Genomic DNA, 25,688 nt, shown 5'->3' on the forward strand with positions numbered 1-25,688 from the left:
CGCTCAGTAGACAACGGCTCTCGGTCGACCCGCAGCCAGCGGGTCCCAGGTCGGCCCGAAGGGCGCCGGGCCCCTATCCGCACCGCACCGCCTCCTCGCCCTCCCCGGATGCCCCTTCACCTTTTGTGCACCCCGCATCCGTAACCCCGGCCTCCCGATGTACGGTCAGCTCACCACCACGACCTGCAAGGAAGGCTCGCGACGTGCCATCGGGCTCCGACACCACCGAAGAAGCCGTCAGCGGCAGCACGCCCGACGGCCCGGTGCCCCCCGCCGGGACGGGCTCCCCGGCCGCCGCGCCCGTACGCCCCGGCCGCGCCCGGCGGCTCGCCGCACTGGCCCGCCGTGAGGCGCCGCGCACCGGCCTCGCGGTCGTCGCCGGTCTCCTGCTCGGACTCGCCTTCCCGCCGTACGACCTGTGGCCGCTGTCCCTGGTGTCCGTCGCCGCGCTGTCGCTGCTGACCCGCGGCCGGACCGCCCGCCAGGGCGCCTGGACGGGCTTCGCGTTCGGGCTGCCGTTCTTCCTGATCCTGCTGAAGTGGCTGCATGTCATCGGCTGGGACGCGGTGGTGGGCCTCTCGATCGCCGAGGCGTTCTTCCTGGCGCTGCTGGGCGCGGCGCTCGCCGTCACCTCCCGGCTGCCGGCCTGGCCGGTGTGGGCCGCCTGCCTGTGGGTCGCCGAGGAGTGGGCCCGCGACCGGCTGCCGCTCGGTGGCTTCCCGTGGGGCCGGCTGGCGTTCGCCAACACCGGCTCGCCGTTCACCCCGCTCGCAGCGCTCGGCGGCGCCCCGTTGGTGACCTTCGCCGTCGCGCTGGCCGGGGCACTGCTCGCCGCCTGTGCCGCCACCCTCTGGGGGCTGCGCGGGAACGGGTCGCTGCGCCGGGCCGTGCCGGCCATCGAGGCGTTCGGGCTCGCCGCCGCGGTCGCCGCGGCCGGTGTGCTGGTGCCCGTGCCCACCGAGGCCGACGACACCGTTGACATCGCTGTCGTCCAGGGCAACGTCCAGTCACCCGGGATGGACTTCCTGGGCCGCCCCATGATGATCACCGACAACCACGCCACCGCCACCGAGAAGCTCGCCGCGGACGTGAAGGCCGGCCGGGTCAGGAAGCCGGACCTGGTCATCTGGCCGGAGAACTCCTCCGACCTCGATCCGTTCAAGTACCCGCAGGCGTACGACCGGATCGACGAGGCCGTGAAGGCCATCAACGTGCCCGTCCTCGTGGGCGCCCTGGTGGATCACCCCACCAAGGAGGGCTATGTCTTCAACGAGGGCATCGTCTGGGACCCGAAGAAGGGGCCGGGCGCCTCCTACACCAAGCAGCACCCGGTGCCGTTCGGCGAGTACGTGCCGTTCAAGGAGCAGCTCAGCAAGATCATCACGCGCTTCCAGCGGGTGACCCGCAACTTCTACCCCGGCGACCACACCGGGGTGCTCAAGGTCGGCCCCGCCCGGCTCGGTGACGTCATCTGCTTCGAGGTCGCCTACGACCAGATCGTCCACGACACCGTCAACGCCGGCGCCCGCGCCCTGGTCGTCCAGACCAACAACGCCACCTACGGCCGCACCGGCCAGCCCGAGCAGCAGCTGGCGATGTCCAAGCTGCGCGCCGTCGAACACGGCCGCGCCGTGGTCACCGCCGCGACCAGCGGAATCAGCGCGGTGGTCGCCCCGGACGGCACGATCACCCACCGGATCCCGGAGTTCACCCAGGGCGTGGTCTCGGCGCGGATTCCGCTGCGGGACGAAACGACGCTCGCCGACCGCGTCGGAGCCGCTCCGGAGTGGGCGCTCGCTATCGTGGGCCTTCTGTCCTGCGCCGCCGCGGCAGTCATCGGCCGGCGTGGGCGTACGAAGGATGAGAAGGGGCAGCAGTGACAGACGGTCAGCGGCAGTACGGTCCGCTCGGCACCACCTTGGTGATCATTCCGACGTACAACGAGGCGGAGAACATCAAGCCGGTCGTCTCGCGGGTGCGGTCCGCCGTCCCTGAGGCGCATGTCCTGGTCGCGGACGACAACAGCCCCGACGGCACCGGCAAGCTGGCCGACGAGCTGGCCGCCGAGGACGACCAGGTCCACGTCCTGCACCGCAAGGGCAAGGAAGGGCTCGGCGCCGCCTATCTCGCGGGCTTCCGGTGGGGCATCGACCACGGCTACGGCGTGCTGGTCGAGATGGACGCCGACGGTTCGCACCAGCCCGAGGAGCTGCCCCGGCTGCTCACCGCCCTCAAGGGCGCCGATCTCGTCCTCGGCTCGCGCTGGGTGCCCGGCGGCCGTACCGTCAACTGGCCCAAGTACCGCCAGCTGATCTCCCGCGGCGGCAGCACCTACTCCCGGCTGGCGCTGGATCTGCCGCTGCGCGACATCACCGGCGGCTACCGGGCCTTTCGCGCGGAGGCCCTCAAGGGCCTGGGCCTGGACGATGTCGCCTCCCAGGGCTACTGCTTCCAGGTCGACCTCGCCCGCCGCGCCGTGCAGGCCGGCTATCACGTCGTCGAGGTCCCGATCACCTTCGTCGAGCGCGAGTACGGGGACAGCAAGATGAGCCGCGACATCGTCGTGGAGGCGCTGTGGCGCGTCACGGCCTGGGGCGTCGGCTCACGGGTGGACAAGATCCGCGGCCGCTGACGCCCGGCCCGCCACCGCCCGGCCGCCGGGAGTTGATCTCTCCGGCGACCCTTGGGAAAGGCGGCCGGACGGGCCAGGCACACTTGAGTCATGACGTTCGGAGCCACGCCATCGCCGAGTCCCCGCCCGCCCCAGCGTTCGCGCGCCCGTAGGTTCGTCCCCTTGGGCATCGCCGCCTGGATGGTGCTGGAGATCTGGCTGCTGACCGTCGTCGCCGGTGCCACCAACGGTCTGACGGTGCTGCTCCTGCTGGTCGCCGGAGTGATCGTCGGCGGTTATGTGATCAAGCGGGCCGGCCGTCGCGCCTGGCGGAACCTCACCGAGAGCTTCCAGACCGCCGGCGATCCGGCCGCGGCCGGCGACTCCCCGGCCGGCAACTCCTCGTCCGGCAACGGGAGATCCGGCAACGCCAAGTCGGGCAGCGGCAAGTCGGGCAGCGGCAATACGCTCCCCATGGTCGGCGGGCTGCTGCTGATGCTGCCGGGGCTGGTGTCCGACGCCCTGGGGCTGCTCTGCCTCTTCCCGCCGGCCGGGAAGCTGATGCAGCGCCGCGCCGAGAAGCTGCTGTCCCGGCGGGCGGGCTACGCCCCGGGCTCGTTCGGTGACGCGTTCCAGCAGGCCCGGATGCACCGGCCGGACGGCAAGGTCGTACAGGGCGAGGTCATCCGCGACGACGAGCCGCCGGCCCCGCGCCGCCAGGATCCGCCGCTGACGGGGTGAGCGGCTGACCGGCTGAGCACGTCGGCCGGCCGCGCAGACGAACAAAGGCCGGGGCCACTGCGTGATGCAGTGGCCCCGGCCCTTGTGTGCTTGCTTGGCGCAGGTCCGTTGTCAGGCGGACTTGCGGTTGCTGTCGCGCGGATGCACGGCGATGTTCATGGTGCCGGAGCGCAGGACGGCCAGCCTCTCGGCCAGCACCTCCTCGAGCTCCTCGCGGGTGCGCCGCTCCATGAGCATGTCCCAGTGCGTACGCGCGGGCTTACCCTTCTTCTCCTCGGGGCCGTCGCCATCCACCAGAAGAGAGGGTGCACCGCATACCTTGCACTCCCACTCCGGCGGAATCTCGGCCTCAACCGAGAACGGCATCTCGAATCGATGTCCGTTCTGGCATGCGTACTCCACCGCCTGGCGCGGGGCCAGGTCGATGCCGCGGTCGGTCTCGTAGCTGGTCACCACGAGTCGCGTGCCGCGGAGAGCTCGCTCACTCATGAATCGTGCCTCCCGGGCTTGTCGCCCACAGGACAGGTGTCGCTGTCGTCGTCATCCGGTCAACGTCCGGTCGGCGGTGAAGATTCCCGAATTCGGGATATGAGCCCACCCGTCGCCCACCACCGCCCTTGACGGAGGCGCTGTGCGCCGCTGCCTACCTTCGTGCCGCCCCTTGTTGTACCCACCGGCGCCCGGTTTGTCACATCTGGCAGCAGATGTCACCCAGCGCCTTCCATGCTTGAGCGCGCAGTAACGGTCCGCCTGGTGAGCCAAAGGCGTACACTACCGCCCCGCACGCCCGGAGGCTAAATCCGGTCAGGTACTGGATTTCCGGCCGCCGCGATGGTCCGGCCCCACACGGCCCCGCCGACGCCGGGCGAGGTGCGCCGGGCACGCCCGTCCCGTCATCCCGCCCCCGTTTGCCGCGGTGGACGGCGGACGGCCCCACGGGCGGCTCAGACCCAGAGGCCCCGCTCGGTCAGCACCGTCCGCAGCGTCTCGAGGTGATCGGTCATGATGCCGTCCACGCCGAGATCCAGGAGGGCGTTCATCCGGTCCGCGTCATTGACCGTCCAGACGTGCACCTGCATGCCCAGCGCACGCGCGGCGCGCAGGAACAGCGGATCGACGACCGGGAGGCCGGACTGCCGCTCGGGGACCTGTACGCATACCGCGCTGCGCCGCACCGCCGCGCCCAGCAGCCGGTCGAGCGGCAGCACCCCGCGGCCGTACGAGCGCAGCCGCAGCCCGGCCACCCCACGGGTGCCGAGCGAGCTCGCCATCCGCCGGCCGGCCAGGCGCTGGGCCCGTGCCACCCGGGCCTCCGAGAACGAGCCGACGCACACCCGGTCCCAGGCGCGGGTGCGGCGGAGCAGGCCCAGCAGTGGCGGCAGCGCGGCCTCGGCCTTGAGGTCGACGTTCCAGCGCGCCCCGGGGAACTCCTCCAGCAGCTCCTCGAACAGCGGCAGCGGCTCCCGGCCGCCGACCCGGGCCCGGCGCACCGCCCGCCAGGGGAGCTCTCCGATCGCGCCGCGGGTGTCCGTGACGCGGTCGAGTGTCGCGTCATGGAAGGCGACGAGCCGGCCGTCCGAAGTGGCGTGCACATCGGTCTCCAGATAGCGGTAACCGAGGCCGACCGCGTGCCGGAAGGCGGCGGCGGTGTTCTCCAGGCCCTCCGCGTGCCCGCCCCGATGGGCGAAGGGGAGCGGTCCGGGGTGGTCGAGATAGGCGTGGCGGATGCGTATCGCTGAGGTCACTCCGGCAGTATGGCGCGCTCAGGTGAAGCCTCTCCGCGGGCCACCACCGGGGACGGCTGCACGGCTGTGCCCCGGACCGCGAAGCGGCGGAGGAAGAACTGCGCCAGGGGGCCGATGGCCAGCGCGTAGACGACCGTGCCGACGCCGACGGACCCGCCGAGCGCGAAGCCGGCCGCCAGCACCGTCACCTCGATGCAGGTCCGCACCAGCCGCACCGGACGGCCGGTCCGCCGGTGCAGGCCGGTCATCAGGCCGTCGCGCGGCCCCGGGCCGTAGTCGGCGGAGATGTACAGCCCGGTCGCGGCGCCGTTCAGGAGGACGGCGCCCGCCAGCAGCGGGATACGGGCGCCCAGCGAATCCAGCTCCGGCACCCAGGCCAGCGTCGCGTCCATCACCAGGCCGAGGACCACCACATTGGACACCGTGCCCAGGCCGGGGCGCTGGCGCAGCGGGATCCACAGCAGCAGGATCAGCGCGCCGGAGACGATGGTGACCGTGCCGATCGTCAGCCCCGTATGGCGGGATATGCCCTGGTTCAGCACGCTCCATGGCTCCAGCCCCAGCTCGGCCCGCAGCATCAGACCCATGCTCACGCCGTACAACGTCAGCCCCGTATAGAGCTGCACCAGGCGGCGCACCAGCAGGCCCCTCCCCGGGCCGGACTCACTGATCATGGACACGACTTTTCCCCCTCCTGGCAGGATTGGACCGACGCATGACACCATGTGGCGTGTCCGGGCTCGGGAAGTAGAGCCAATTCGGGGAAGGTGGACTGATCTTCATGGCTCAGTGGACTTCAGCGGTTGGTGCGCCCCAACTCGCCCGGCTGCTCCGGTCGCAGGACCCGCGCGATGCCCAACTCGCGGTCGGCGGCCGCCGGTTGCCGGCTTATCGCAGCCTCGCCGACGGCGTGCGCCTGCTCGTACTGGAAGGCCGGATACCGGTCGCCGCCCGGCTGCCGGCCGAGCGCGAACTGGCCGCGGCCTTCGGCGTCAGCCGCACCACCGTCGCCGCCGCCTATGAAGCGCTGCGCGCCGAGGGGTTCCTGGAGTCCCGGCGCGGCTCGGGGAGTTGGACCGCCGTCCCGGCCGGCAATCCACTGCCCACCCGCGGTCTGGAACCACTGCCCCCGGAAGCCGCCGGCTCCATGATCGACCTCGGCTGCGCCGCCCTCCCGGCCCCCGAACCCTGGCTCACCCGCGCCGTCCAGGGCGCCATGGCCGACCTCCCGCTCTACTCCCACACGCATGGTGACTACCCGGCCGGGCTGCCCGTCCTGCGGCAGGCCCTCGCGGACCGCTACACCGCCCGCGGTATCCCCACCATGCCGGAACAGATCATGGTGACCACCGGCGCGATGGGCGCCGTCGCCGCGATCTGCCGGCTCTGTACCGGCCCCGGCGAGCGGGTGGCCGTCGATTCGCCGTCGTACGCCAACATCCTCCAGCTGATGCGGGACGCCGGCGCCCGGCTCGTCCCGGTCGCCCTCGGGGACAAGCTCGCCGGCTGGGACATCCCCGTCTGGCGCCAGGTGATGCGCGACGCGGCCCCCCGTATGGCCTATGTCGTCGCCGACTTCCACAACCCCACCGGCACCCTCGCCACCGAGGACCAGCGCCGTCGCCTCGTCGACGCCGCCCGGTCGGCCGGCACCCTGCTCGTCGTCGACGAGACCATGACCGAGCTCCGGCTGGACGAGGACACCGAACCACCCCGGCCGGTCTGCGCGTTCGACCCGGCCGGCAGTGCGGTGATCACCGTCGGCTCGGCGAGCAAGGCGTTCTGGGCCGGGATGCGGATCGGCTGGGTGCGCGCCGCCCCCGACATCATCCGCAGCCTGGTCGCCGCCCGCGCCTACTCCGACCTGGGCTCACCGGTCCTCGAACAGCTCGCCATCGCCTCGCTCCTGGAGACCGGCGGCTGGGAGCAGGCCATCGGCATCCGCCGCGAGCAGGCCCGGGAGAACCGCGATGCGATCGTCGAGGCGCTGCACCGGCATCTGCCCGACTGGGAATTCAGCGTGCCCCGCGGCGGCCTCACCCTCTGGGCACGGACCGGCGGACTCTCCGGCTCCCGGATCGCGGAGGCGGGGGAGCGGCTCGGCGTCCGGGTGCCCTCCGGCCCGCGATTCGGCGTCGACGGCGCCTTCGAGGGCTTCGTACGGCTGCCGTTCACGGTCAGCGGGGCGGTCGCCGACGAGGCCGCGGTCCGGCTGGCCGGCGCCGCGCGACTGGTGGCGACGGGTGCGCCGGTGGAGGCGGAGCTGCGGCACACGTTCGTGGCCTGACGGCGCGCCCCGGCCCCCGTCTTTCCGGGCGGCAGCCCGGTTGCGGAGCCGGTCCGTCTTGAGGAGCCGGTCCGCCCCACCGGACGGAGGAGCTCACCCCTCCGCTCGCACGGCCTCCACCGACCCCTTGAGCCCCCGGGGCTCGCCCGACTCCTTGAGGACCCGGGGCTCGCCGCCCTTGTCGGTGCGCACCCGCGCGCTCGCGCCCACCGGTTCGGCCACGGATCCGTCCTCCGTGGCCTCCGGCGCCGCCTCGGCCGCCGCGGTCCCGTCGTCCGCTCCCGCCCCGTCGGCGCATGCGGACGGGCCGGCCGCCCCCGCCTTGCCGACGTCCACCCGCTTGCCGCCGGTCACCGGCTCGCCGGTCCCCGCCCCGTCGGCCGGGACGGTGTGCTCCGGCAGCAGCGCCGTGACCGCCTCCCGGTGTGCCTGGCCGGTGGCTTCGTCGAGCGGATCCGGCGTGGCCGGCACCTGGAGCCGCAGGACGGGTGCGTTCCCCAGCCGCGCATAGCCGCGGCCCGGCGGCACCTGTGCCGGCGGTGTGGTGTGCGGCGGGGCCCCCAGCACCGCCCGGACCTCCTCCGCCGTGGCGGGACCGAGCACCACCCGCGCCTTGGTGTGCGCCCGCACCGGATCGCTCAGCAGCTCGGCGGTCTCGAACTGGTCGGCCACGACCACCGTGACCTGGGCGGCCCGGCCGTGCCGCAGCGGCACCTGAAGCCATTGCTGCGGATCGTCCCGCTCCTCCGCGACCGCGACATGGGACAGCGCCGTCGGACGGTCCGCGATGATCCACAGCGGCCGCCGGGTGTCGTCCGGCGCCGCCCCGCCGGCCTGCCGTGCCCGGTTCCCCGCGATCAGCCGCCGCTCGGTCTCGTGCGACGCCCACTCCAGCGTCGCCAGCGCCCCCGCCAGCCCGCTCTCCACCCCGAGCACGCCCCGGCGGCCGACCAGACACCCGTACTCCCCGGTGCCGCTGCCGTCGATGACCAGTACATCGCCGTGCTGGAGCGCCTGGAGGGCGATCGAACGCAGCAGTGTCGTGGCGCCGGTCCCCGGCTGCCCCAGGACGAGCAGATGCGGTTCGGTGGAGCGCTGCCCGGTCCGCCAGACCACCGGCGGGGCATCCCGGGTCTCCTCCCCGCCGGTGACCGGCAGGGTCCGCTGTACGGAGTCCGGGTCGGTGAACCCGAGCACCGTCTCGCCCGGCGAGGTGACGAAGCGCTGGGCGGCGATATCCGTGGGCAGCGCCTCCAGCACGGTCAGCGTGAGCTGATTGGCCAGCTCGTCCCAGGTGAAGCGGTACTCCCGGCCCCGGCCGGCCTTGGCGTACAGCACCTGCTCGATGCGGACCCGGGACCGGTCCTCACCGTCGGTGAAGTACGCCGGGTACTTCAGCTGGAGTCGTTCCAGCCGCCCGCTGTCGTCGAAGGCGTACTCGGCGAAGGCCCGCTCCCAGTCACCGCCGTGCGCATACAGCGGGCTGGGGTCACCCTCGGCGGAGAGGTAGGGCACCAGCGCCTCGTACAACGCCCGCAGCCGCTCGGTCTCGGCCTCGCTGGGGCCGGTCACCACGGGCGTACGCTCCCGCCCCGCCCAGGCCCCCGCGCCCATCACCCCGATCAGGGCGAGCAGCGGCCCGTACGGCACCAGCCACACCACCAGCACACACGCGCCCACGAAGAACGCCAGCGGACCGCGCTGATCCTTGGGCGTCTGGGCCCAGCGTCCCCGGCCGGCCGCGCCCAGCCGGCGCAGCCCCCGGCCGATGGTGATCAGTGGATGGAACACATCGGAGGCGCTGTCGGCCGCGGTACGCGCGAATTCGCGGCTGCGGGCGAGCGAGGCGCTGTGTGCCATACGGGCGAGCGGTGCGCTGTTGGTCAGGATGCGGGGCAGGGGGCGCCGGGCCACATCTTCTCCTGTTGCTCGTGCGGTGGTCGTGGGGGATCGGCGGGGCTGCGGGCAGGGGACGCACACGGAGCCGCCCGGACGGGAGCCGGCCCGTTCGGGCGGGACCCGTGGCGGTGCGCCGGAAGCGGACTGCGGGACCCCCTAGATCTTGATCCCCCCGAGGAGGCTCGCCAGGCTCGCCCCGCCGGCCTTGATGCTGGGCGCGATGGCGGAGCTGGCGAGGTAGAACCCGAAGAGCGCGGAGACCAGAGCGTGGGACAACTTCAGGCCGTCTTTCCGGAAGAAGAGGAAGACGATGACACCGAGCAGGACGACGCCGGAAATGGACAGAATCATGGGGGGTTCTCTCCTGGGTGGTGGGGACGGTCACCATGAGTTCTTCCAGCCTCACAGCACGTATCAAGCCACGAAAAGCTGCAAATGGGTGATTTATCAGGGAAATTCCCTAAATGGGCGCAGCTCCAGGGCGTGCCGGGTCCCGGTGTGCTCGGCGTGTCGCGGACCGGCCCCGCCCACCCGGCACAATCGTGGGGTGTCGAAGCAGAAGAACAAGCCCCGCCGCCCCGCCGCCGTCACCCCCGCCTCGCCGTGCCCCTGCGGACGCGACGAGACCTACCGCGACTGCTGCGCCCCGTTCCATCAGGGCCATGCCACGGCCCCGACCGCGGAGCGCCTGATGCGCTCGCGCTACAGCGCCTTCGCCGTCGGTGACACCGCGTATCTGCTGCGCACCTGGCACCCCACGACCCGCCCGGCCGGCCTCGATCTCGAAGCGGCGCAGCGCTGGACCGGCCTGGACATCCTCGCCACGACGGGCGGCAGCGCCTTCCACACCGAAGGCACCGTGGAATTCCGCGCCCACTACAGCCTGCACGGCCAGGCCGACAGCCAGTACGAACACAGCCGCTTCGTCCGCGAGGGCGGCCAGTGGGTCTATCTCGACGCGCTGCCGTCGGCGTAGCCCTCACCCGTCGGGGCGGGCCCGTCCCCGTGCTCGCAACGGCCGGCCCCGGTCACCGTCCGCCGCGCAGCTGGTCGATCTCGCGGCGGTCGCGCTTGGTGGGACGGCCGGTGCCGCGGTCGCGGTGCCCGGCCACCGGAATCTCCTCGCGCGGCGGGGGCGGCGGGCTGTTGTCGATGAAGCACTCCGCGGCGATGGCCGCGCCCACCCGCTTGCGCACCAGCCGCGAGACGACCACGATCCGCTCCCGGCCCGCGTGCCGCAGCCGCACCTCGTCACCGTTGCGCACGCCATGGGCCGGCTTCACCCGCTCCCCGTTGACCCGTACGTGCCCCGCGCGGCAGGCGGCCGCGGCCAGCGAGCGCGTCTTGGTGAGCCGTACGGACCAGATCCAGCTGTCGATGCGGGTGGTCCCCTCGTCTGAAGCCATACCAAGACTCTAGAACGGCCGCCCGCCGGTGGGGCGGCCCGACGGCCCTACGCGGACGACCTCTTGCCCGTCTTCTTGGCCGCGGTCTTTTTGGCGGCGGTCTTCTTGGCGGTGCTCTTCGACGCGGTGCCTTTCGATGCGCTCTTCGATGGGGTCTTCGTCGACGTGCTCTTCCGGGAAGTACCGGCGGATGCGGTCTTCTTGGCCGTCGACGTGCCCCTCGCCCGGCCGCCGGCCGCCTTCGGGGCGGCCGCCGTCTTCTTCGCCGGAGTCTTCTTCGCGGCGGCCGGGGCGGTCTTCTTGCCCGTGGCCTTCTTGGCCGCCGCGCCGCTCTTCTTGGCGGCGCCCCGCTCCGCCTCGCCCTTCTTCGCCGTCTTCCGCCCCCGTATGGGCGTCACGGACGCCGACTCCGCCTCCGTATCGGCCTCCCCGCCGCCCCGTGCCGCCCGCACGCTCTTCTCCAGCGCCGCCGTGAGATCGATGACCTGGGCGCCGGAGGCGGCCGACGCGGCGGGGGCGACCGGTTCGCCCTCCAGCTTGGCGGCGACCAGCTCCTCGACGGCCTCGCGGTAGTCGTCGTGGAGTTCGGCGGGGTCCAGCTCGCCCAGGGAGTCCATCAGGGTCTCGGCCAGCGTCAGCTCGTTCTCGCGGAGCTCGACATCGTCGGGGGCCACACCGGTGACGGGCCGGATCTGATCGGGCCACAGCAGCGTATGCATCACCAGCGCCCCGTCGTGCGCCCGCAGCATCGCCAGCGACTCCCGCCCCCGCATCGCCACCTTGCCGATCGCGACCTTGCGATGGTCCTCCAGCGCCTCCCGCAGCAGCGCATACGGCTTGGTGGCGGCCGCCCCGTTGGGCCCCAGGTAGTAAGCCTTGTCCATCTGGAGCGGGTCGATCTCGTCGGGGTCGGCGAACGAGAGGATCGACAGAGTCTTGGCGGTGGGCATCGGCAGCCGGGACAGATCGTCGTCGGTGATCGGCACGATGGTGTCGTCGCCCGGCGCCTGATAGCCCTTGCCGACCTCCTCGTTCGGGACTTCCTCGCCGTCCAGCTCACAGATCTTCCGGTACTGGATCTGCGCGCCGTCCTTCTCGTGGATGCGCACGAAGGACACCGACGAGGTGCGGTCGGTGGCGCTGTAGGTCTTCACGGGGATGGTGACCAGACCGAACGATATGGACCCATTCCATATAGAACGCATATTTCATCCCTTGTGTGGGATTCTCATCGTATGTCGCCGATCACCGTCGTGGAGGGGCGGCGCCTCTCGCTGACCAACCTGGACAAGGTCCTCTATCCCGAGACCGGCACCACCAAGGGCGAGGTGCTGCACTACTGCACCACCACGGCAGGCCCGCTGCTCGCCCACCTCCACGACCGGCCGCTGTCCTTCCTGCGCTACCCCGACGGGCCGGACGGCCAGCGCTTCTTCGCCAAGAACGTGCCGCCCGGCACGCCCTCCTGGGTGACGACGTGCGAGGTCCCCCATTCGAGGTCCGGGCCCACCCGGCAGGTCCTGCTCCAGGACCTGCCCGCGCTCGTCTGGGCCGCGAACCTGGTCGTCGAGCTGCACACCCCGCAGTGGACGCGGCAGGCACCGGGCGTGGCCGACCGGCTCGTCTTCGACCTCGACCCCGGCGCCCCGGCCACCATCGTGGAGTGCTGCACCGCGGCGCAGTGGCTGCACGACCGGCTGGCCGCCGACGGCCTCGATGTCTACGCCAAGACCAGCGGCTCCAAGGGCCTGCACCTCATCGTGCCCGTCGAGCCCACCCCGTCCGAGCGGACCACCGCGTACGCCAGAAGCCTCGCCGTCGAGGCCGCGGCGGCCCTCCCGGACCTGGTCGTGCACAAGATGACCAAGGCGCTGCGCCCCGGCAAGGTCTTCATCGACTTCTCCCAGAACGCCGCCGCCAAGACCACCGCGGTGGCCTACACCCTGCGCGCCCGTGCCACCCCCACCGTCTCGGCCCCGGTCACCTGGGACGAGATCGCCGACTGCACCGACCCGCGGCAACTCACCTTTCTCTTCGACGAGATCGAGCCCCGCTGCGCCCGCCACGGCGATCTGCTCGCCCCGCTCCTCGATCCGGACCGCGCCCGCCCGCTGCCCACCGCGGCCCCCCGTCGGCCGGGAACGGCCCGGGGCGAGCCCCGGGCCGGTGGCGGGCCGGCCGGCCGCTCACACCGCGTGCGGCCGCGGCCATGAGGCGCGCGCGGCGGTCCCCAGCCAGTTGATGACGGCACCGGCCGTGGTGTCGCCCAGGGCCGCGATCTGCGCCAGGGCGGCCAGGTCCCCGTCCGTCGGGGCGACACCGGCCGCGGTCAGCGCGGCCTGGAGGTCCTGCCGCCGGCGATCGGGCAGGGCCACCGGCCCCTGCCGCTGCTCCTGGGGGCGCGGCGGCAGGAACGGCCGGTCCTGCGGCTGCGGCGGGCCGAACGGAAGCCGGTCCTCCGGGCGCGGGGGCGGCAGCACGGGGTCCACGCGGGACGGGGGCGGCGCCCCCAGCGAATCCGTGGGCGCGCCGAGGCGTTCCTCGGGGCGCGGGGGAGCGAGCACATAATCCGGCGTCACGCCGTACGGCGGGGGAGTGGGGCGAAAGTGCGCCATGGGGCCTCCACAACTCACGGTCCGAAGAATCCAGGGGATTCGGAGAATGCGGCTGTCACTTCTCCGGAAGCCGGGCGGCGCCTGTTCGGTTGCGCAGGGCGCGTGGGTTCACCCGATGAGCCCAAGGGGTGCCGCCGTCCTCGTTACGGTGGCCGGATGCCGCGACGTGACGAAGCACCGCACCTGTACTGGAACCACAATGTGCACTACCACCGGCTGGTGCTCGATGCGGTGCCGGACGGGTGCGGCCGGGCGCTGGACGTCGGCTGCGGCGACGGGCTGCTGGTCCGCAAGCTGGCGGAGCGGATCCGCGAGGTGACCGGGGTGGACCGTTCGGCCGCGATGGTGCGGTTGGCCCGCCGGCGCAGTGCACAGGTCCCGAACGCCGCGTTCGTCGAGGCCGACTTCATGGCGCCGGACGGTCCCCCGTCCGGCGGTTTCGACTTCCTCACCGCCGTGGCGGTCGTCCATCACCTGGACTTCGCCGGCGCGGTCCACCGGATGGCCGAACTGCTCACCCCGGGCGGCCGCCTCGTCCTCGTCGGGCTCGCCAGGAACCGGACGCCCCTGGACTGGGCCATCAGCGGCGCCGGTGTTCCCGCGGCCCGTTTCCTGGCCCGGCGCCACGGTGGCAAGACCGGGCCGCCGGAGATGCCGATGCTGGACCCGGCCATGGCCTGGGGCGAGGTCCGGCTGGCCGCCCGGGAGTGTCTGCCGGGCAGCCGCTTCCGCCGCCATCTGCTGTGGCGCTATTCGCTGGTGTGGGACAAACCGCGTCATTGAACACCGCGCAGGGAGCCGGTACTTCGGGGGCGGGGCCGGGCCGGCGGGCCGAATGCATTCAACGTACCGACGGCGCACGACCGTTGGTGAACCGGCGGCATTTTCGGGGGAATTCGGTGATTGCCACGGGGTGGACACATAACTCTCCCCTGGTGTTCACACTGTGGTGATTACCGCGATGGAAAGCTGCTGATGGCCGCTCCCAACGGCCGGTGCCGGTCGTGCCCCACATTTTCACGACTCGGCACCACAATTCGGGGAGAGGACACCCCTCGTGGACAACAAACGCGTGACCCGTCGCGCCCGTATCGCGCTGGCTCTCGCCGGCGGCACGGCATTGACGGCGGTGGTCGCACAGATTCCGGCGAATGCGACGGCCGGTCAGGCCGCACCGCACCGGGCCGCTGCCGCATCCGCCGCACAGCATGCGTCCCGGTCCGCCGGCACGGCTGACGGCACGTCGTATGACGACACGTACTACAAAGACGCCGAGGGCAAGACCGGCCAGGCGCTCAAGGACGCGCTGCACCAGATCATCAGCAGCACCCAGACCGGAAAGCTGACGTACGACCAGGTCTGGGACGCCCTCAAGGAAACCGACCAGGACCCGGACAACAGCGACAACGTCATTCTGCTGTACACCGGCCGCTCGCAGAGCAAGAACGCCAACGGCGGCAACCCGGACGACTGGAATCGTGAGCACGTCTGGGCGAAGTCCCATGGCGACTTCGGCACCGACACCGGCCCCGGTACGGATATCCACCATCTGCGCCCGGAGGATGTGTCGGTCAACAGCATCCGCGGCAACAAGGACTTCGACAACGGTGGAACGAAGGTCGACGAGGCGCCCGGAAACAACACCGACGACGACTCCTTCGAGCCCCGAGACGCGGTCAAGGGCGATGTCGCCCGCATGATCCTGTACATGGCCGTCCGTTATGACGGGGGCGACGGATTCGCCGATCTGGAGCCCAATGACAAGGTCGACAACGGCACCCAGCCGCATATCGGCCGGCTTTCCGTCCTCAAGAAGTGGAGCGAGCAGGACCCGCCGGACACCTTCGAAAAGCACCGCAACCAGGTGATATTCGACAAGTACCAGCACAACAGGAACCCGTTCATCGACCACCCCGAATGGGTCGGCGAGATCTGGTAGCCCTTCCGGCCGGGCCCGGCGGTCATTCCGCCGGGCCCGGCCCACCGCCTACGGCAGTCGGGGCGCTCACGCACCGGATGGAGTAGGCCAACCAGCGCCCGGCCGCGGTCGTTTTTAGCGTGGGCCACATGTCTAGCGTGAGTTGGGCCTCCGTCAGAGTCGTTACCGCCGCCACTGTTTGTGCCGCGAGCCTGTGGGCCGTGCCCGGCCCGGCAGCCGCCGATGGCCCGCACGGCATCGACGACCTGCGGCCCGCGGCGCACACGGCCGAACCGGCCGAGGCCGAAAGCCGGCTGGACGGGCGCGGAGTGCGGTTCCGGCCCCGGCCGGACGTGCCCGAGCTGCCCGAGGTCACCGCCCTGTCGTGGATGGTGACGGACCTGACGAGCGGCAAGGTCCTCGCCGCCAAGGACGCCCACCGGCCGCTGCCACCCGCCAGCACCCTCAAGACCCTCTTCGCCCTGACGGTGCTGCCGAAGTTCTCCCAGGGGGAGGTGCACACCGTCTCCTTGGAGGACCTGGCCGGGATCGAGTCGGGCAGCTCCCTCGCCGGCCTCAGGGAGGACATGCCCTACCAGGTCGCCGACCTGTGGCGCGGTGTGTTCCTCAGCTCGGGCAGCGATGCGGTGCACACCCTGGCCAGCATGAACGGCGGCTGGCGCAAGACCATCGACGATATGCAGGAGACCGCCCGCCGCCTCGGCGCCCGCGACACCCGGGTGGCGTCCGCGGACGGCTTCGACACGCCGGGACAGGTCTCGTCCGCCTACGATCTGACGCTCTTCGGGCAGGCCGGGCTGACCAATCCGGACTTCGCCCACTTCGCCTCGACGAAGCGGGCCCAGCTCCCGGAGGACGGCGGCCCGGACGCGTTCACCATCCAGAACACCAACCGGCTGCTGGTCGGCTCACACGGCGTCAGACCGTACGAGGGCCTGATCGGGGTGAAGAACGGCTACACGACCCATGCCGGCAACACCCTGATCGCCGCCGCCCGGCGCGACGGCCGGACGCTGCTGGTCACCCTCATGAATCCGCGGTCCGGCGGCCGGAACGCCGTCTACGAGGAGACCCGCGCCCTGCTGGACTGGGGGTTCGAGGCGGCCCCCCGGGCCGCGGCCGTGGGGGTGCTCCCCGCCATGGAGCCCGATGAGGTCACCGGTGAACCGCGGCCCGTCGCCCACCGGCCGGTGCCGCTGCACAAGGCGGGGATCGGACAGCCGGACGGCGCGCCGTTCACGCGGTACTGGTGGTTCCTGTCCGCGGCCGGCGCGGTCGGGGTCATCGGCGCCGCCGGGCTCGGTACCGCGCTGTGGCGGCGCCGGCGCACCGCGCGCGCGAACGCGGGCGGCGAGTCCGGGTCCGGGGGCGGGTCCGAGTCCGGGTCCGCCTGAGGCCGTCCCCGCGGCGCCGGCCGTCGTACATCCATCCGATCGGTCAGGGATACGGAGGACAGCCGATGGCCTTGCCCGGTGAAGGGCGACGCGTCAGCCACGGTTGTGCGGCCTGCCGGGCGTTGCTCGGTGTAGCGTCCTGATCAGCTGTCGTGGTTCCGAAGTGCCGGACGCCCGTGTCGCCTTCACGGGCGTCCTTGCTGTGTAGCGCGTCTCCGGGCCAGGGCGATCACCTCCGGGTTCCGCAGCACGCGGAAGCCGATTCGAGCCCATTGAACGAAGGAGACGGAATATGGCTTCCGGCACAGTGAAGTGGTTCAACTCGGAGAAGGGCTTCGGTTTCATCGCCCAGGACGGCGGCGGCGCCGACGTCTTCGCGCACTACTCGAACATCGACGCCACGGGCTTCCGCGAGCTTCAGGAGGGCCAGAAGGTGACCTTCGAGGTCACCCAGGGCCACAAGGGCCCGCAGGCGGAGAAGATCCGGCTGGCGTAGGTCCGGCCGACTCGCCCCTCGGTGCCCGCTCCCGACCCCCGGGGCGGGCACCGTCGTGTGGCGCGCGGCCCGGACGGACCACGCGGTGCTCATCCGTACGGCGTAAGCGGTGGGGCGGCGGTGACCGCCACCGGTTCAGGGCCGTGCTTCAGGGCCGCGGCGGCTGATCCGGGCCCTGCCCGCCGCCGAACTCGTCCCTGAGCTTCTCCTGGCCGGTGTCCACCTGGCCCTTGAACTTGCCCTGGCTCTTGTCGTCGGCCATGTCGCCGGCCTTGTCGATGCCCTTTTCCGTCTGGCTTTCGTGGCCCTTCAGCATGCTCTTGATCTTGTCCATCATGGACATGATGCGTCCTCCTCACGAAGGTCCCCCACGACTCCAGCATCACCCCCTCCCCGGCGATCTGCATCCGCGCGCCAGGGGCACTGCCAGGGCCCCGGCAGCCGGGCCGCCCCGTTCAGGAACCGCTCGGGACCGGGGCCTTCATCCGGTCGCTGATGAACTTGATGGAACCGGCCGCCATGCCCTTCTGGTAGTCCCAGGCGTTGTGCCGGCCGCCGGGGATGATCTGTAGGGCGTGTGGATCGGGCCCTTGCCGTAGGTCTGCCGGAAGCGGCGGATGGGGTCGGTGACCTTGGTGGACTCCCGGGAGCCGGCCTGGAAGGCGAGATAGACGTCCGGACCGCCGTTGCGCAGCAGGCGCTGGGCGAGCTTCGCCGGATCGTTCGCGTCCTTCTCCGTCTGGTGGCCCGCCCACAACGGCGAGTCGGGCGCCAGATCCGGGCCGCTGGCTATCGCCGCCTTGAACTTGTCCGGGTGCTTCAGCACCGACTTGAGCCCGGCGAAGCCGCCCGAGGACGACCCCATGAAGGCCCAGCCGTCGCGGGACTTGAAGGTACGGAAGTTGGCCCGGGCCAGCTGGACGACGTCCTCCGTCAGCCAGGTCCCCATCTTCTGGCTGCCGGGAATGTCACTGGCGTCGTGGTACCGGGTGTCCGGATTGAGCATCGGCATCACCACGAGGAACGGCAGGCTCTTGCCCTCCGCGGTCCACCGGGTGATGTTCTCCGGTAGCTCGATGTCGCCGCCGACCCAGTAATTCGTGACCCCGCCGGGCTCCTTGGGGCTGCCCAGGCCGCCCGGCAGGGCTATCAGCACCGGAAATCCGCTCTTGGCGTATTTCGGGTCCCCGTATTCCTTGGGAGCCCATACCCAGACGCTTCCGGTGACACCGGATTTCTGGCCGTGCAGCGTCGCCCGCGCTATATGGGTGCCGTCGTCCAGTGTCCGGGTGATCCGGAAGTCGCTCTTCGGGCCGGTCGGCATCAGGGTGTCGTCGTCGACGGGCTTGGCCCGCGCGGCGCCGTCGCCCTTCCCGCCGGGGTTGAAGTCGACCGGCTGACCGGTGTCCGAGCAGCCGGCGAGCAGCACGGAGGAGGCGGCGAGCGTCGCGGCGAGCACAACGGCGTAGGGGCGTTTCACAGAGGACTCCGCGGCTGGGTGATCACGTTCAAGTGCTCATAAAGAGGGAAAAGGGGTCCCGCGGGTTCCCTTGCCGCGAGCCGGGCCGCGGGGCTCGTCCCACCCGTATGGAGCAGCGTCTCCCGGGCGGTTTCCACGGGGCGGTCCCCGGCCCGCTCGACGGGCACGGTCCCGTGGTCCGGCCGAGAATGCAGCGGTGAGCGATGAACACCGCAGTGCCGAGGACCCCGCGCCGCGCGCCGTGCCGTGTGACGAGGAACGACGGCTCGCCAGGAAGGCGCTGGCCGGTCATGCGCGGAACGCGGACGACCTGTCGTTGTTGATGGACATGCTGGGCCTGGATCCGAGCCGTGATCCGGACCATGAGGCGGCGTACGGCCATGAGAGGGGGAGCGGGCAGGACTGTGACGGCGGCCCGGGCAGCGGGCGCGGCTCCGGACGGGAGCGGCGGGCGGAGCCGCGCCGGGACGTCCGGTCACGATGGGGCGGGCCCCGGGCGTGACCCACGCCCCGGGCGCTCCGCCCCCGTCCGGGCGCTCCCCCTCCGGCCGCTACCGGCCGCCCGCCCGGGTCAGCCGCACGGTCACGATCTGGAACGGGCGCAGCCGCATCCGCAGGGTGCTGCCCTGCCGCTCGATCGCCGGGCCGTCCTCCGTGGGGCGTTCGAGCAGATCCGTGGTGACCGCGCCGGCCGGCTCGAAGGCGGTGGTGAGGGTGGTGAGCGCCCGCCCGCCGTGTGCCTCGTGGAGGCGGACGATCACATCGCCGCTCGCGTCGTCGGCGAGCTTGACCGCGGTGATCACGGTGGCGTCATTGCCGGCCGTGACCAGCGGCGCCACCGCCGCGGCACCGGTGATCCGGCGCTCGGGCAGATTGATGCGATGGCCCTCGCGCACCGCGTCCCCGAGAGCGGCGCCCGGTACGAGGGCATGGCGGAAGCGGTGGACGCCCTGGTCGGTCTCCGGGTCGGGGAACCTCGGGGCGCGCAGCAGGGAGACCCGGACGGTCGTGGTGGTGCCCCGGTAGCCGTCCTCCCGGACCGTACGGGTGACGTCATGACCGTAGGTGGCGTCGTTGACCAGTGCGACGCCCCAGCCCGGCTCGTCGAGGTGCACGAACCGGTGGGCGCAGGTCTCGAACTTGGCGGCCTCCCAGCTGGTGTTGGTGTGGGTGGGCCGGTGGACATGGCCGAACTGGGTCTCGGCCGCATAGCGCTCGGCGTGCAGGTCCAGCGGGAAGGCGGCCTTGAGGAACTTCTCGGTCTCGTGCCAGTCGACCTCGGTGCCGAGATCCAGCCGCCGCTGTCCGCGCGCCAGCGTCAGGGTCTGCACCACCCGTGAGGCGCCGAAGGTGCGGGTGACGCGCACCGTCGCCGCCTCCCCGGACACCGCGCCGAGCACGACCTCGTCCGCGCCGGTCAGATCGGTGACGACATTGCGGTAGAAGGCATCCACGTCCCAGGCGTCCCACATGTTGGGGAAGTCCGGGTGGATCTGTAGCAGGTTCGCCGCCGCGCCGGGCGCCACCGTCTCGCGGTCGGCCACCAGGTCGTGTACGGAGACCACCAGGCCGCGGCCGTCGATCCCGATCCGCAGCAGCCCGTTGGTGAGGGTGAACCCGCCGTCGTCGCGGGGTACGGCGGAGACCTCGGGCCCCTCGTACACCGCGGGCCCCACGGCTCCCGCAGCGACGCCGCCGCGGGCGTGCGGGGCGGAGTTCACCACCAGCTCCGTCCCGCCGGTGCCGGTCAGCGCGGTCAGTGCGGCGGCGATGAGGCCCTCCAGCTCGGCGGCGACCGCCGCATAGGTCGCGGCCGCCTCGCGATGCACCCAGGCGATGGAGGAACCGGGCAGGATGTCATGGAACTGGTGGAGCAGCACGGTCTTCCAGATGCGGTCCAACTCCGCGTAGGGGTACGGGTGTTGCGCCAGCACGGCTGCGGTGGCCGACCAGAGTTCGGCCTCCCGGAGCAGCTGTTCGCTGCGCCGGTTGCCGCGCTTGGTCCTCGCCTGGCTGGTGAGCGTCCCGCGATGCAGCTCCAGATACAGCTCGCCCACCCAGACCGGCGCCTGCGGGTACTCCGCCTCGGCCTTCGCGAAGAAGTCCGCGGGCCGCTCCCACTCGACCGTCGGCGAGCCGTCCAGATCGCGCAGCCGGCGCGCCTTGGCGATCATCTCGCGGGTGGTGCCACCGCCGCCGTCGCCCCAGCCGGTCGGTGCGAGCGAGTGCCGGGCCACCCCCTTGTCCTTGAAGTTCCGTGCCGCATGGGCGATTTCCCCGCCGGCCATCTGGCAGTTGTAGGTGTCCACCGGCGGGAAGTGGGTGAAGATCCGGGTGCCGTCGATGCCCTCCCAGCGGAAGGTGTGATGCGGAAAGGCATTGGTCTGACTCCAGGAGATCTTCTGCGTCAGCAGCCATTTCGACCCCGCCGCCCGGATGATCTGCGGCAGCCCGGCGGCGAAACCGAAGGTGTCCGGCAGCCATGCCTCCTCGTTCTCCACGCCGAACTCCTCCAGGAAGAACCGCTTCCCGTGCACGAACTGCCGGGCCATCGCCTCCGACCCGGGCATATTGGTGTCCGACTCCACCCACATGCCGCCCGCCGGAACGAACCGGCCCTCCGCGACCGCCTTCTTGACCTTGGCGTAGACCTCGGGCCGGTGCTCCTTGATCCAGGCGTACTGCTGCGCCTGCGACATGGCGAAGACGAACTCCGGCTCGTCCGCCAGCAGCGCGGTCATGTTCGACGTCGTACGCGCCACCTTCCGCACCGTCTCGCGCAGCGGCCACAGCCACGCCGAATCGATATGCGCATGCCCCACCGCGCTGATCCGGTGCGCGGAGGCCCCGGCGGGCGCCGACAGCACCTCCCGCAGTGCCGCACGGGCCGCCGTCGCCGTCCCGTTGACGTCCTGGAGATCGACCGCGTCCAGCGCCCGGTCCGCTGCCCGCAGCAGCTCCCAGCGCCGTGCGCTGTCCACCGCGAGCTCGGCCATCAGCTCGCCCAGCACTTCGAGGTCCTGGATCAGCTCCCACACCTCGGTGTCGAACACCGCCAGATCCATCCGCGCCAGCCGGTACTGCGGTGTGCTGCCCGCCGTCTCCCGGTCGCCGAGCGGCGTCGGCCGGAACGGGTGGACATCGAGGATGACGGGGTTGGACGCGGCCTCCAGGTGCCATTCGACGCGCTCCCCGCCACGCACCGGGGCGCCCACCCGCACCCACTGGTTGCGCGGGTTGAGCGCCTTGACCGGGCTGCCGTCCGGCAGATACACCAGCGCCTCGCACTGGAAGCCCGGCATCCGCTCGTCGAAGCCCAGGTCCAGCACCGCCTCCACGGTGCGGCCGGCCCACTCCCGCGGCACCTCACCGCGGACCTTGAACCAGGTCGTGGCCCAGGGCGCGCCCCAGGCGTCCCCCACCGCCACCGGCGTATGGGCGGCGGCCAGGCCCTCCGCCACCGGCACGGTCTCCCGCGCTCCCGGCTCCGCTCCGGTGGGCGAGGCCCCCGTGTCCGGCGCGACCCAGGCCGCGACCTCCAGGGGAACCGATGCCGGATACAGGGCGGGCCGGATGCGCTCGTCCAGGACGCGCTTGAGGCGGGCTTCGGTCAGTGCACGGTCGTCATGCATGGGAGAGGCTCCGTAGCGTCGGGTGGGAGGGGGGAGGGGCCGGCCGGCTGAAAGCGCTTTACCAGGGGAGCTGGACCGTCGACGGCTTCGAGACGGTGAACAGTTCATGCACCGCGCGTACTTCGAGCCGGGCGGCCGGCTCGTGCCCCGCGCGCCGCAGGCCCGCGACGTAGTACGCCGTGCCGCAGGTGCCGCCGAGGAACTCCCGCCGCCCGTCCGGCAGTTGGCGGTGCAGCTCGTAGTGGCGCACCGGGCCCGTGGCGCGCCGCCAGCTCAGCCGCGCCGCGGTCGCCCCGTCCGTGGCGGCGGTCCCGGTGATCTTCAGCCCGCTCGGCGCGGCGGGGGACGCGGTGCCGTCGCGGACCGCGAGCGCCCCCAGCCGCCAGGCCACCGCGGCGCCACCCCGGCCGGTCAGCCGCACCCCCAGGGCGTACAGGGTCCCGGTGCCGACGGCACCGAGGCGCAGGGAGACGGTGCGCCAGCCGTCGCCCGGCTCCAGGGTCCCGGCCGGCAGATGGACGTACGGAGCGGGCTCGCCCGGTGCCGGGGCGTCCCGCGGTGCGACGGCCACCTCGACGGTCACCGGACCCGACGACGGATCGAGGCGATGGGTGAGGTCGAGGACGGTGGCGGCGCCGGCCGGCAGCCGGGCGGGGAACAGGTCCAGGGTCGCCGGCCGGTCGAGGGCGCCCCGCACCAGCAGACTGCTGCCACCGCGCCAGGCGTCCGCGAAGTCGAAGGACACCTCCGGGCGCCGGCCCCCGGTGCGCACCGCCCAGCGTCTCGGCGGCAGCCGGTCCTGGAGCCCGAGGTGGTTCCAGGGGGTGTCGGAGGTGGCCGCGCCGCTCTCGTACCAGCGCAGGCCGTGGCCCGTGTTGAAGGTGGTGGCGAAGGGCAGCGCGGTGAGCGTCGAACGGTCGGCGACGGCGGAGGCCGGTGCCCGCCAGCCGTCGCCCGGGCCGCCCGGCCCGGCCGGATCGAGGCCCTCGCCGCACCAGAACCGGTCGTCCGCGGCATGGAACTGGCCGGGCGTACGCCCCGCCGGCAGATGGCTGAGCGTCCACTCGGGGCGGTAGAAGCCGTACGACACGACATGGTCGCGCCCGGTGGGGAGGATCGCCTCCCAGTCCGTGGCGCTGTCCCAGCCCGCCGATTCGACATCGACCCCGGCCCACAACTCATAGCGGCCGCGGCCCAGTTCCTCCGCCAGCCGTCCCGAGTCCGCCAGCCGCCCGGCGGTCCACCGGAAGTCCAGGAACATCGAGTCGGCGACCGGCCCGGCCTCGTCCTGGAAGAACGGCCGGTTCAGCTCGTCGAGCGCGCCCTGCCAGCCGACCTGCCCGGTCCGGTTCATCGCGTCGTACCAGGTGATCCGCAGCCCGTGCCGGGCGCCCGCGGTGCGCAGGGCCCGCAGGAACGCCTGCATCTCGGCGGCCAGCGCGGCGTCGCCGCCACCGGTCTCCGCGTTGAGGAACCAGCCGTCGAAGCCGTACACCCGCGCGACCTGCACCAGCTTCGCGGCGAGCGGGAAGTGCCCGGCCGCGTCCCGCCGCACCAGATCGCGGGTCCAGCGCAGCTGCCCGCCGTAGGCGACCGGCGGGAGGAAGACCGTGCCCAGTACGGGGACGCCGTTGCGGTGGGCGGCGTCGACGACCGGTGCGTTGGGCGCCAGGATCAGGCCCTCGCCGGACGAGCCGCCCCAGAAGACCAGCTCATCGAGGTACGCCCAGTGGGTCGGCGTGTAGTAGTCAGCGGTCGCCGAGCCCTGTGACGGATTGCCGGCGGTGTGGTCGAAGGCCGCGAGCGCACTGATACGGGCCTGTCCGGCGCGGGCGGTGGTGTTCGCCGGAACCGGCGTGAACCGCTCGGCCAGCGGCACCGTCGCGGTGTTGAACGGCAGATCCCGGTCGGTCCCGGGCGTCCAGGCGGCCAGACTCCGCCAGGTGATGCCCTCGCCGGGGGTGCCCGACGGCAGCGAGTCGGGGAACCAGTACGAGGCACAGGGCCGCAAGGAGTCCACGGCGCCGGTCCGGGGCGGTCCGGCGGCCACCGCGGTGCCGTCCCCGGGGGCCGGACCGAGCAGGGTGGCCGCGGTGCCCGCGCCGGCCAGCAGCACCCGGCGGCGGGAGACGGGGAACGGTGGCCGGTTCATGAGCTGCTCCTCCGGTGGGGGGCGGCCGGTGACGAGCGGCGCCGGGGCCGGGCGATGTCCTCGGGTGTGCAGACCTCGGTGATGCCACGGGACGTCAGATGTGCGGTGTCGGCGGCGAGTTCGGCCAGGACGAGGGCGGGCCGGGCCCCCTGGGCGGTGAGCTCGGCCCAGGCATCGAAGACCGGGCCGCCCGGTGCGCACGCCGAGCGGCGGGGCGCTCCCTCCGCCCCGCCGGCATCGACGGTCAGCGCGGTGCCGCGGACCGGCGGCCGGTGGGTGCGCCCGCGCAGCTCCGTGATCAGCGCCGCGAGGGCCCGCCCGGCCGGCTTGAGCGTACGGTCGCTGCCGAGCAGCCCCAGCCCGTACTCCAGCTCGGGGAAGTCCGCGAGGGACCGCGGCACATCGTGCGAACACCACCAGGTGACGCCCCAGACATCTGGGCAGTCCAGCGCGGCGGTGACGGTGGCCTCGGTGAACCGCGCCGCGCCCGCCGCCGGGATGTGCGGGGCCGGCGCGCCGACCTCCTGGAGCCACACCGGCCGGTGCGGGTCCGTCGCCCAGGCTTTGGACAGCTCGATGAGGTAGGCGGCGTGCTGTTCGGTGGCGGTACCCGTCGGACCGTGCCGCTGTGCGGTGCCGTTGAAGACCCAGGAGTGCACGGCCGTGACGGCGCCCAGCCGGGCGGCGTGCGCCGGGGTGAAGGGATGCCCGTCCTGGTACCAGGCCGCGTCGTAGGCGGCGTGCAGATGCATCCGGCCCGGCGCGCCCCGCTCGCACGCGGCCAGCATCCGCGTCAGCCAGGCCCCGGCCTGCTCGTCGGTGATGCGGTCGGGGTCCGGGTGCGGCCGGTCCGAGAACTGGTTGATCTCGTTGCCGAGCGTCATCCCGAGGAAGTGGGGCCGGTCGGCGAGCGCGGCCGCCAGCGTCCGCAGGTACTCCTCCTGGCCGGACAGCACCTCGGGGTCGGTGAAGAGGTTGCGGCGGTGCCAGGTCCGCGTCCAGGCGGGCAGGAAGTCGAAGCTCGACAGATGGCCCTGCAAGCCGTCGACATTGACGTCCAGGCCGCGCTCGCCCGCGGCGTCCACGAGCTGCACCAGCTGCTCCACGGCGCGCGGCCGGATCAGGGTCCGATTGGGCTGGAACAGCGGCCAGAGCGGGAAGACCCGGATGTGGTCCAGGCCCAGGCCGGCGAGGGAGTCGAGGTCGGCGCGTACGGAATCCAGGTCGAAGTCCAGCCAGTGGTGGAACCAGCCCTGGGTGGGCGTGTAGTTGACACCGAAGCGCATGGGGC

Annotated in this window: 23 protein-coding genes and 1 pseudogene; 11 read left to right on the forward strand and 13 right to left on the reverse strand. The window is 72.3% G+C overall.

The window, feature by feature from the left end; genetic code table 11:
* Positions 1–203 precede the first annotated feature (203 nt).
* From lnt to fxsA, 3 genes are all read left to right on the forward strand, one after another.
* Positions 204–1,880, forward strand: coding sequence for an apolipoprotein N-acyltransferase (gene lnt / locus ACFWJW_RS22220; RefSeq protein WP_387243985.1), 1,677 nt, complete (start codon positions 204–206; stop codon positions 1,878–1,880).
* On the forward strand, positions 1,877–2,632 hold the full coding sequence (locus ACFWJW_RS22225; RefSeq protein WP_387243988.1) for a polyprenol monophosphomannose synthase: 756 nt from the start codon (positions 1,877–1,879) through the stop codon (positions 2,630–2,632). Before lnt ends, ACFWJW_RS22225 begins: the two co-directional genes overlap by 4 nt.
* Before the next feature lie 90 nt (positions 2,633–2,722).
* A complete protein-coding gene (gene fxsA, locus ACFWJW_RS22230) occupies positions 2,723–3,352 on the forward strand; it encodes an FxsA family membrane protein (protein WP_387243991.1) in 630 nt (209 codons plus the stop codon).
* 111 nt (positions 3,353–3,463) lie between these two features.
* Here fxsA and ACFWJW_RS22235 read toward each other — a convergent pair whose 3' ends face one another.
* From ACFWJW_RS22235 to ACFWJW_RS22245, 3 genes are all read right to left on the reverse strand, one after another.
* Complete coding sequence (locus ACFWJW_RS22235; protein WP_026170122.1) at positions 3,464–3,841, reverse strand: RNA polymerase-binding protein RbpA; 378 nt, start codon at positions 3,839–3,841, stop codon at positions 3,464–3,466.
* 455 nt (positions 3,842–4,296) lie between these two features.
* The gene (locus ACFWJW_RS22240) at positions 4,297–5,097 is read right to left on the reverse strand and encodes a glycerophosphodiester phosphodiesterase family protein (RefSeq protein WP_387243995.1); all 801 of its coding nucleotides are present in this window, start codon (positions 5,095–5,097) and stop codon (positions 4,297–4,299) included.
* Positions 5,094–5,684: a YitT family protein gene (locus ACFWJW_RS22245; RefSeq protein WP_387244058.1), complete on the reverse strand. Its 591-nt coding sequence runs from the start codon at positions 5,682–5,684 to the stop codon at positions 5,094–5,096. Before ACFWJW_RS22245 ends, ACFWJW_RS22240 begins: the two co-directional genes overlap by 4 nt.
* Before the next feature lie 194 nt (positions 5,685–5,878).
* Between ACFWJW_RS22245 and ACFWJW_RS22250 the strand changes: the two genes are divergently transcribed.
* The gene (locus tag ACFWJW_RS22250) at positions 5,879–7,384 is read left to right on the forward strand and encodes a PLP-dependent aminotransferase family protein (RefSeq protein WP_387243998.1); all 1,506 of its coding nucleotides are present in this window, start codon (positions 5,879–5,881) and stop codon (positions 7,382–7,384) included.
* A 93-nt stretch (positions 7,385–7,477) separates the two neighbouring features.
* Here the strand turns inward: ACFWJW_RS22250 and ACFWJW_RS22255 are convergent, their stop codons facing one another.
* Together ACFWJW_RS22255 and ACFWJW_RS22260 are read right to left on the reverse strand one after the other, a co-directional pair.
* Complete coding sequence (locus ACFWJW_RS22255; protein WP_387244001.1) at positions 7,478–9,298, reverse strand: hypothetical protein; 1,821 nt, start codon at positions 9,296–9,298, stop codon at positions 7,478–7,480.
* Positions 9,299–9,439: 141 nt separating this feature from the next.
* Complete coding sequence (locus ACFWJW_RS22260; protein ID WP_018092434.1) at positions 9,440–9,634, reverse strand: hypothetical protein; 195 nt, start codon at positions 9,632–9,634, stop codon at positions 9,440–9,442.
* 196 nt (positions 9,635–9,830) lie between these two features.
* On the opposite strand from ACFWJW_RS22260, the gene ACFWJW_RS22265 reads away from it, so the two are divergent.
* On the forward strand, positions 9,831–10,259 hold the full coding sequence (locus ACFWJW_RS22265; protein ID WP_387244004.1) for a YchJ family protein: 429 nt from the start codon (positions 9,831–9,833) through the stop codon (positions 10,257–10,259).
* Between the two features lie 52 nt (positions 10,260–10,311).
* On the opposite strand, the gene ACFWJW_RS22270 is transcribed toward ACFWJW_RS22265, so the two are convergent.
* Together ACFWJW_RS22270 and ACFWJW_RS22275 are read right to left on the reverse strand one after the other, a co-directional pair.
* On the reverse strand, positions 10,312–10,689 hold the full coding sequence (locus ACFWJW_RS22270; RefSeq protein ID WP_387244007.1) for an RNA-binding S4 domain-containing protein: 378 nt from the start codon (positions 10,687–10,689) through the stop codon (positions 10,312–10,314).
* Between the two features lie 47 nt (positions 10,690–10,736).
* A complete protein-coding gene (locus tag ACFWJW_RS22275) occupies positions 10,737–11,894 on the reverse strand; it encodes a Ku protein (RefSeq protein ID WP_387244010.1) in 1,158 nt (385 codons plus the stop codon).
* 30 nt (positions 11,895–11,924) lie between these two features.
* Between ACFWJW_RS22275 and ligD the strand changes: the two genes are divergently transcribed.
* Positions 11,925–12,902 carry a non-homologous end-joining DNA ligase gene (gene ligD / locus ACFWJW_RS22280; protein WP_387244013.1) on the forward strand — a complete coding sequence of 326 codons (978 nt, stop codon included), beginning with the start codon at positions 11,925–11,927 and terminating at the stop codon, positions 12,900–12,902.
* On the opposite strand, the gene ACFWJW_RS22285 is transcribed toward ligD, so the two are convergent.
* Entirely contained in the window at positions 12,876–13,304 is a 429-nt protein-coding gene (locus tag ACFWJW_RS22285; RefSeq protein WP_387244016.1) for a hypothetical protein, read from the reverse strand. The genes ligD and ACFWJW_RS22285 overlap by 27 nt on opposite strands.
* A 156-nt stretch (positions 13,305–13,460) precedes the next feature.
* On the opposite strand from ACFWJW_RS22285, the gene ACFWJW_RS22290 reads away from it, so the two are divergent.
* The 4 genes from ACFWJW_RS22290 (at position 13,461) to ACFWJW_RS22305 (ending at position 17,133) form a co-directional block, all read left to right on the forward strand.
* Entirely contained in the window at positions 13,461–14,087 is a 627-nt protein-coding gene (locus ACFWJW_RS22290; RefSeq protein WP_387244019.1) for a class I SAM-dependent methyltransferase, read from the forward strand.
* 274 nt (positions 14,088–14,361) lie between these two features.
* The gene (locus ACFWJW_RS22295) at positions 14,362–15,243 is read left to right on the forward strand and encodes an endonuclease I family protein (protein WP_387244022.1); all 882 of its coding nucleotides are present in this window, start codon (positions 14,362–14,364) and stop codon (positions 15,241–15,243) included.
* Between the two features lie 128 nt (positions 15,244–15,371).
* Entirely contained in the window at positions 15,372–16,637 is a 1,266-nt protein-coding gene (locus ACFWJW_RS22300) for a D-alanyl-D-alanine carboxypeptidase family protein (protein WP_387244025.1), read from the forward strand.
* A gap of 292 nt (positions 16,638–16,929) precedes the next feature.
* Complete coding sequence (locus ACFWJW_RS22305) at positions 16,930–17,133, forward strand: cold-shock protein (protein ID WP_006601696.1); 204 nt, start codon at positions 16,930–16,932, stop codon at positions 17,131–17,133.
* 148 nt (positions 17,134–17,281) lie between these two features.
* On the opposite strand, the gene ACFWJW_RS22310 is transcribed toward ACFWJW_RS22305, so the two are convergent.
* On the reverse strand, positions 17,282–17,476 hold the full coding sequence (locus ACFWJW_RS22310; protein ID WP_387244028.1) for an antitoxin: 195 nt from the start codon (positions 17,474–17,476) through the stop codon (positions 17,282–17,284).
* A gap of 112 nt (positions 17,477–17,588) precedes the next feature.
* Positions 17,589–18,613, reverse strand: a pseudogene (locus ACFWJW_RS22315) (alpha/beta hydrolase).
* Positions 18,614–18,809: 196 nt separating this feature from the next.
* Between ACFWJW_RS22315 and ACFWJW_RS22320 the strand changes: the two are divergent.
* Complete coding sequence (locus ACFWJW_RS22320; protein WP_387244030.1) at positions 18,810–19,115, forward strand: hypothetical protein; 306 nt, start codon at positions 18,810–18,812, stop codon at positions 19,113–19,115.
* Between the two features lie 49 nt (positions 19,116–19,164).
* Here ACFWJW_RS22320 and ACFWJW_RS22325 read toward each other — a convergent pair whose 3' ends face one another.
* The 3 genes from ACFWJW_RS22325 to ACFWJW_RS22335 are packed head-to-tail and all read right to left on the reverse strand — an operon-like array spanning position 19,165 to position 25,683.
* Positions 19,165–22,245 (reverse strand): alpha-mannosidase, encoded by a 3,081-nt coding sequence (locus tag ACFWJW_RS22325; RefSeq protein WP_387244032.1) that lies wholly within the window; start codon positions 22,243–22,245, stop codon positions 19,165–19,167.
* 58 nt (positions 22,246–22,303) lie between these two features.
* Complete coding sequence (locus ACFWJW_RS22330; RefSeq protein WP_387244035.1) at positions 22,304–24,397, reverse strand: endo-beta-N-acetylglucosaminidase; 2,094 nt, start codon at positions 24,395–24,397, stop codon at positions 22,304–22,306.
* Positions 24,394–25,683: a glycosyl hydrolase gene (locus ACFWJW_RS22335; RefSeq protein WP_387244038.1), complete on the reverse strand. Its 1,290-nt coding sequence runs from the start codon at positions 25,681–25,683 to the stop codon at positions 24,394–24,396. Before ACFWJW_RS22335 ends, ACFWJW_RS22330 begins: the two co-directional genes overlap by 4 nt.
* Positions 25,684–25,688 lie beyond the last annotated feature (5 nt).

Origin of the sequence: Streptomyces sp. NPDC127097 (genome assembly GCF_042724075.1) — a bacterium.
Taxonomy (GTDB): Bacteria; Actinomycetota; Actinomycetes; order Streptomycetales; family Streptomycetaceae; genus Streptomyces.

Excerpts from the sequence above, each read along its gene's own strand:
- ACFWJW_RS22270 (WP_387244007.1), bottom strand. The coding sequence starts at position 10,689 with ATGGCTTCAGACGAGGGGACCACCCGCATCGACAGCTGGATCTGGTCC.
- ACFWJW_RS22290 (WP_387244019.1), top strand. The coding sequence starts at position 13,461 with ATGCCGCGACGTGACGAAGCACCGCACCTGTACTGGAACCACAATGTG.
- ACFWJW_RS22245 (WP_387244058.1), bottom strand. The coding sequence starts at position 5,684 with ATGGGTCTGATGCTGCGGGCCGAGCTGGGGCTGGAGCCATGGAGCGTG.
- ACFWJW_RS22235 (WP_026170122.1), bottom strand. The coding sequence starts at position 3,841 with ATGAGTGAGCGAGCTCTCCGCGGCACGCGACTCGTGGTGACCAGCTAC.
- ACFWJW_RS22310 (WP_387244028.1), bottom strand. The coding sequence starts at position 17,476 with ATGTCCATGATGGACAAGATCAAGAGCATGCTGAAGGGCCACGAAAGC.
- ACFWJW_RS22325 (WP_387244032.1), bottom strand. The coding sequence starts at position 22,245 with ATGCATGACGACCGTGCACTGACCGAAGCCCGCCTCAAGCGCGTCCTG.
- ligD (WP_387244013.1), top strand. The coding sequence starts at position 11,925 with ATGTCGCCGATCACCGTCGTGGAGGGGCGGCGCCTCTCGCTGACCAAC.
- ACFWJW_RS22260 (WP_018092434.1), bottom strand. The coding sequence starts at position 9,634 with ATGATTCTGTCCATTTCCGGCGTCGTCCTGCTCGGTGTCATCGTCTTC.
- ACFWJW_RS22250 (WP_387243998.1), top strand. The coding sequence starts at position 5,879 with ATGGCTCAGTGGACTTCAGCGGTTGGTGCGCCCCAACTCGCCCGGCTG.
- ACFWJW_RS22335 (WP_387244038.1), bottom strand. The coding sequence starts at position 25,683 with ATGCGCTTCGGTGTCAACTACACGCCCACCCAGGGCTGGTTCCACCAC.
- ACFWJW_RS22275 (WP_387244010.1), bottom strand. The coding sequence starts at position 11,894 with ATGCGTTCTATATGGAATGGGTCCATATCGTTCGGTCTGGTCACCATC.
- ACFWJW_RS22330 (WP_387244035.1), bottom strand. The coding sequence starts at position 24,397 with ATGAACCGGCCACCGTTCCCCGTCTCCCGCCGCCGGGTGCTGCTGGCC.
- ACFWJW_RS22300 (WP_387244025.1), top strand. The coding sequence starts at position 15,372 with ATGTCTAGCGTGAGTTGGGCCTCCGTCAGAGTCGTTACCGCCGCCACT.
- fxsA (WP_387243991.1), top strand. The coding sequence starts at position 2,723 with ATGACGTTCGGAGCCACGCCATCGCCGAGTCCCCGCCCGCCCCAGCGT.
- ACFWJW_RS22305 (WP_006601696.1), top strand. The coding sequence starts at position 16,930 with ATGGCTTCCGGCACAGTGAAGTGGTTCAACTCGGAGAAGGGCTTCGGT.
- ACFWJW_RS22285 (WP_387244016.1), bottom strand. The coding sequence starts at position 13,304 with ATGGCGCACTTTCGCCCCACTCCCCCGCCGTACGGCGTGACGCCGGAT.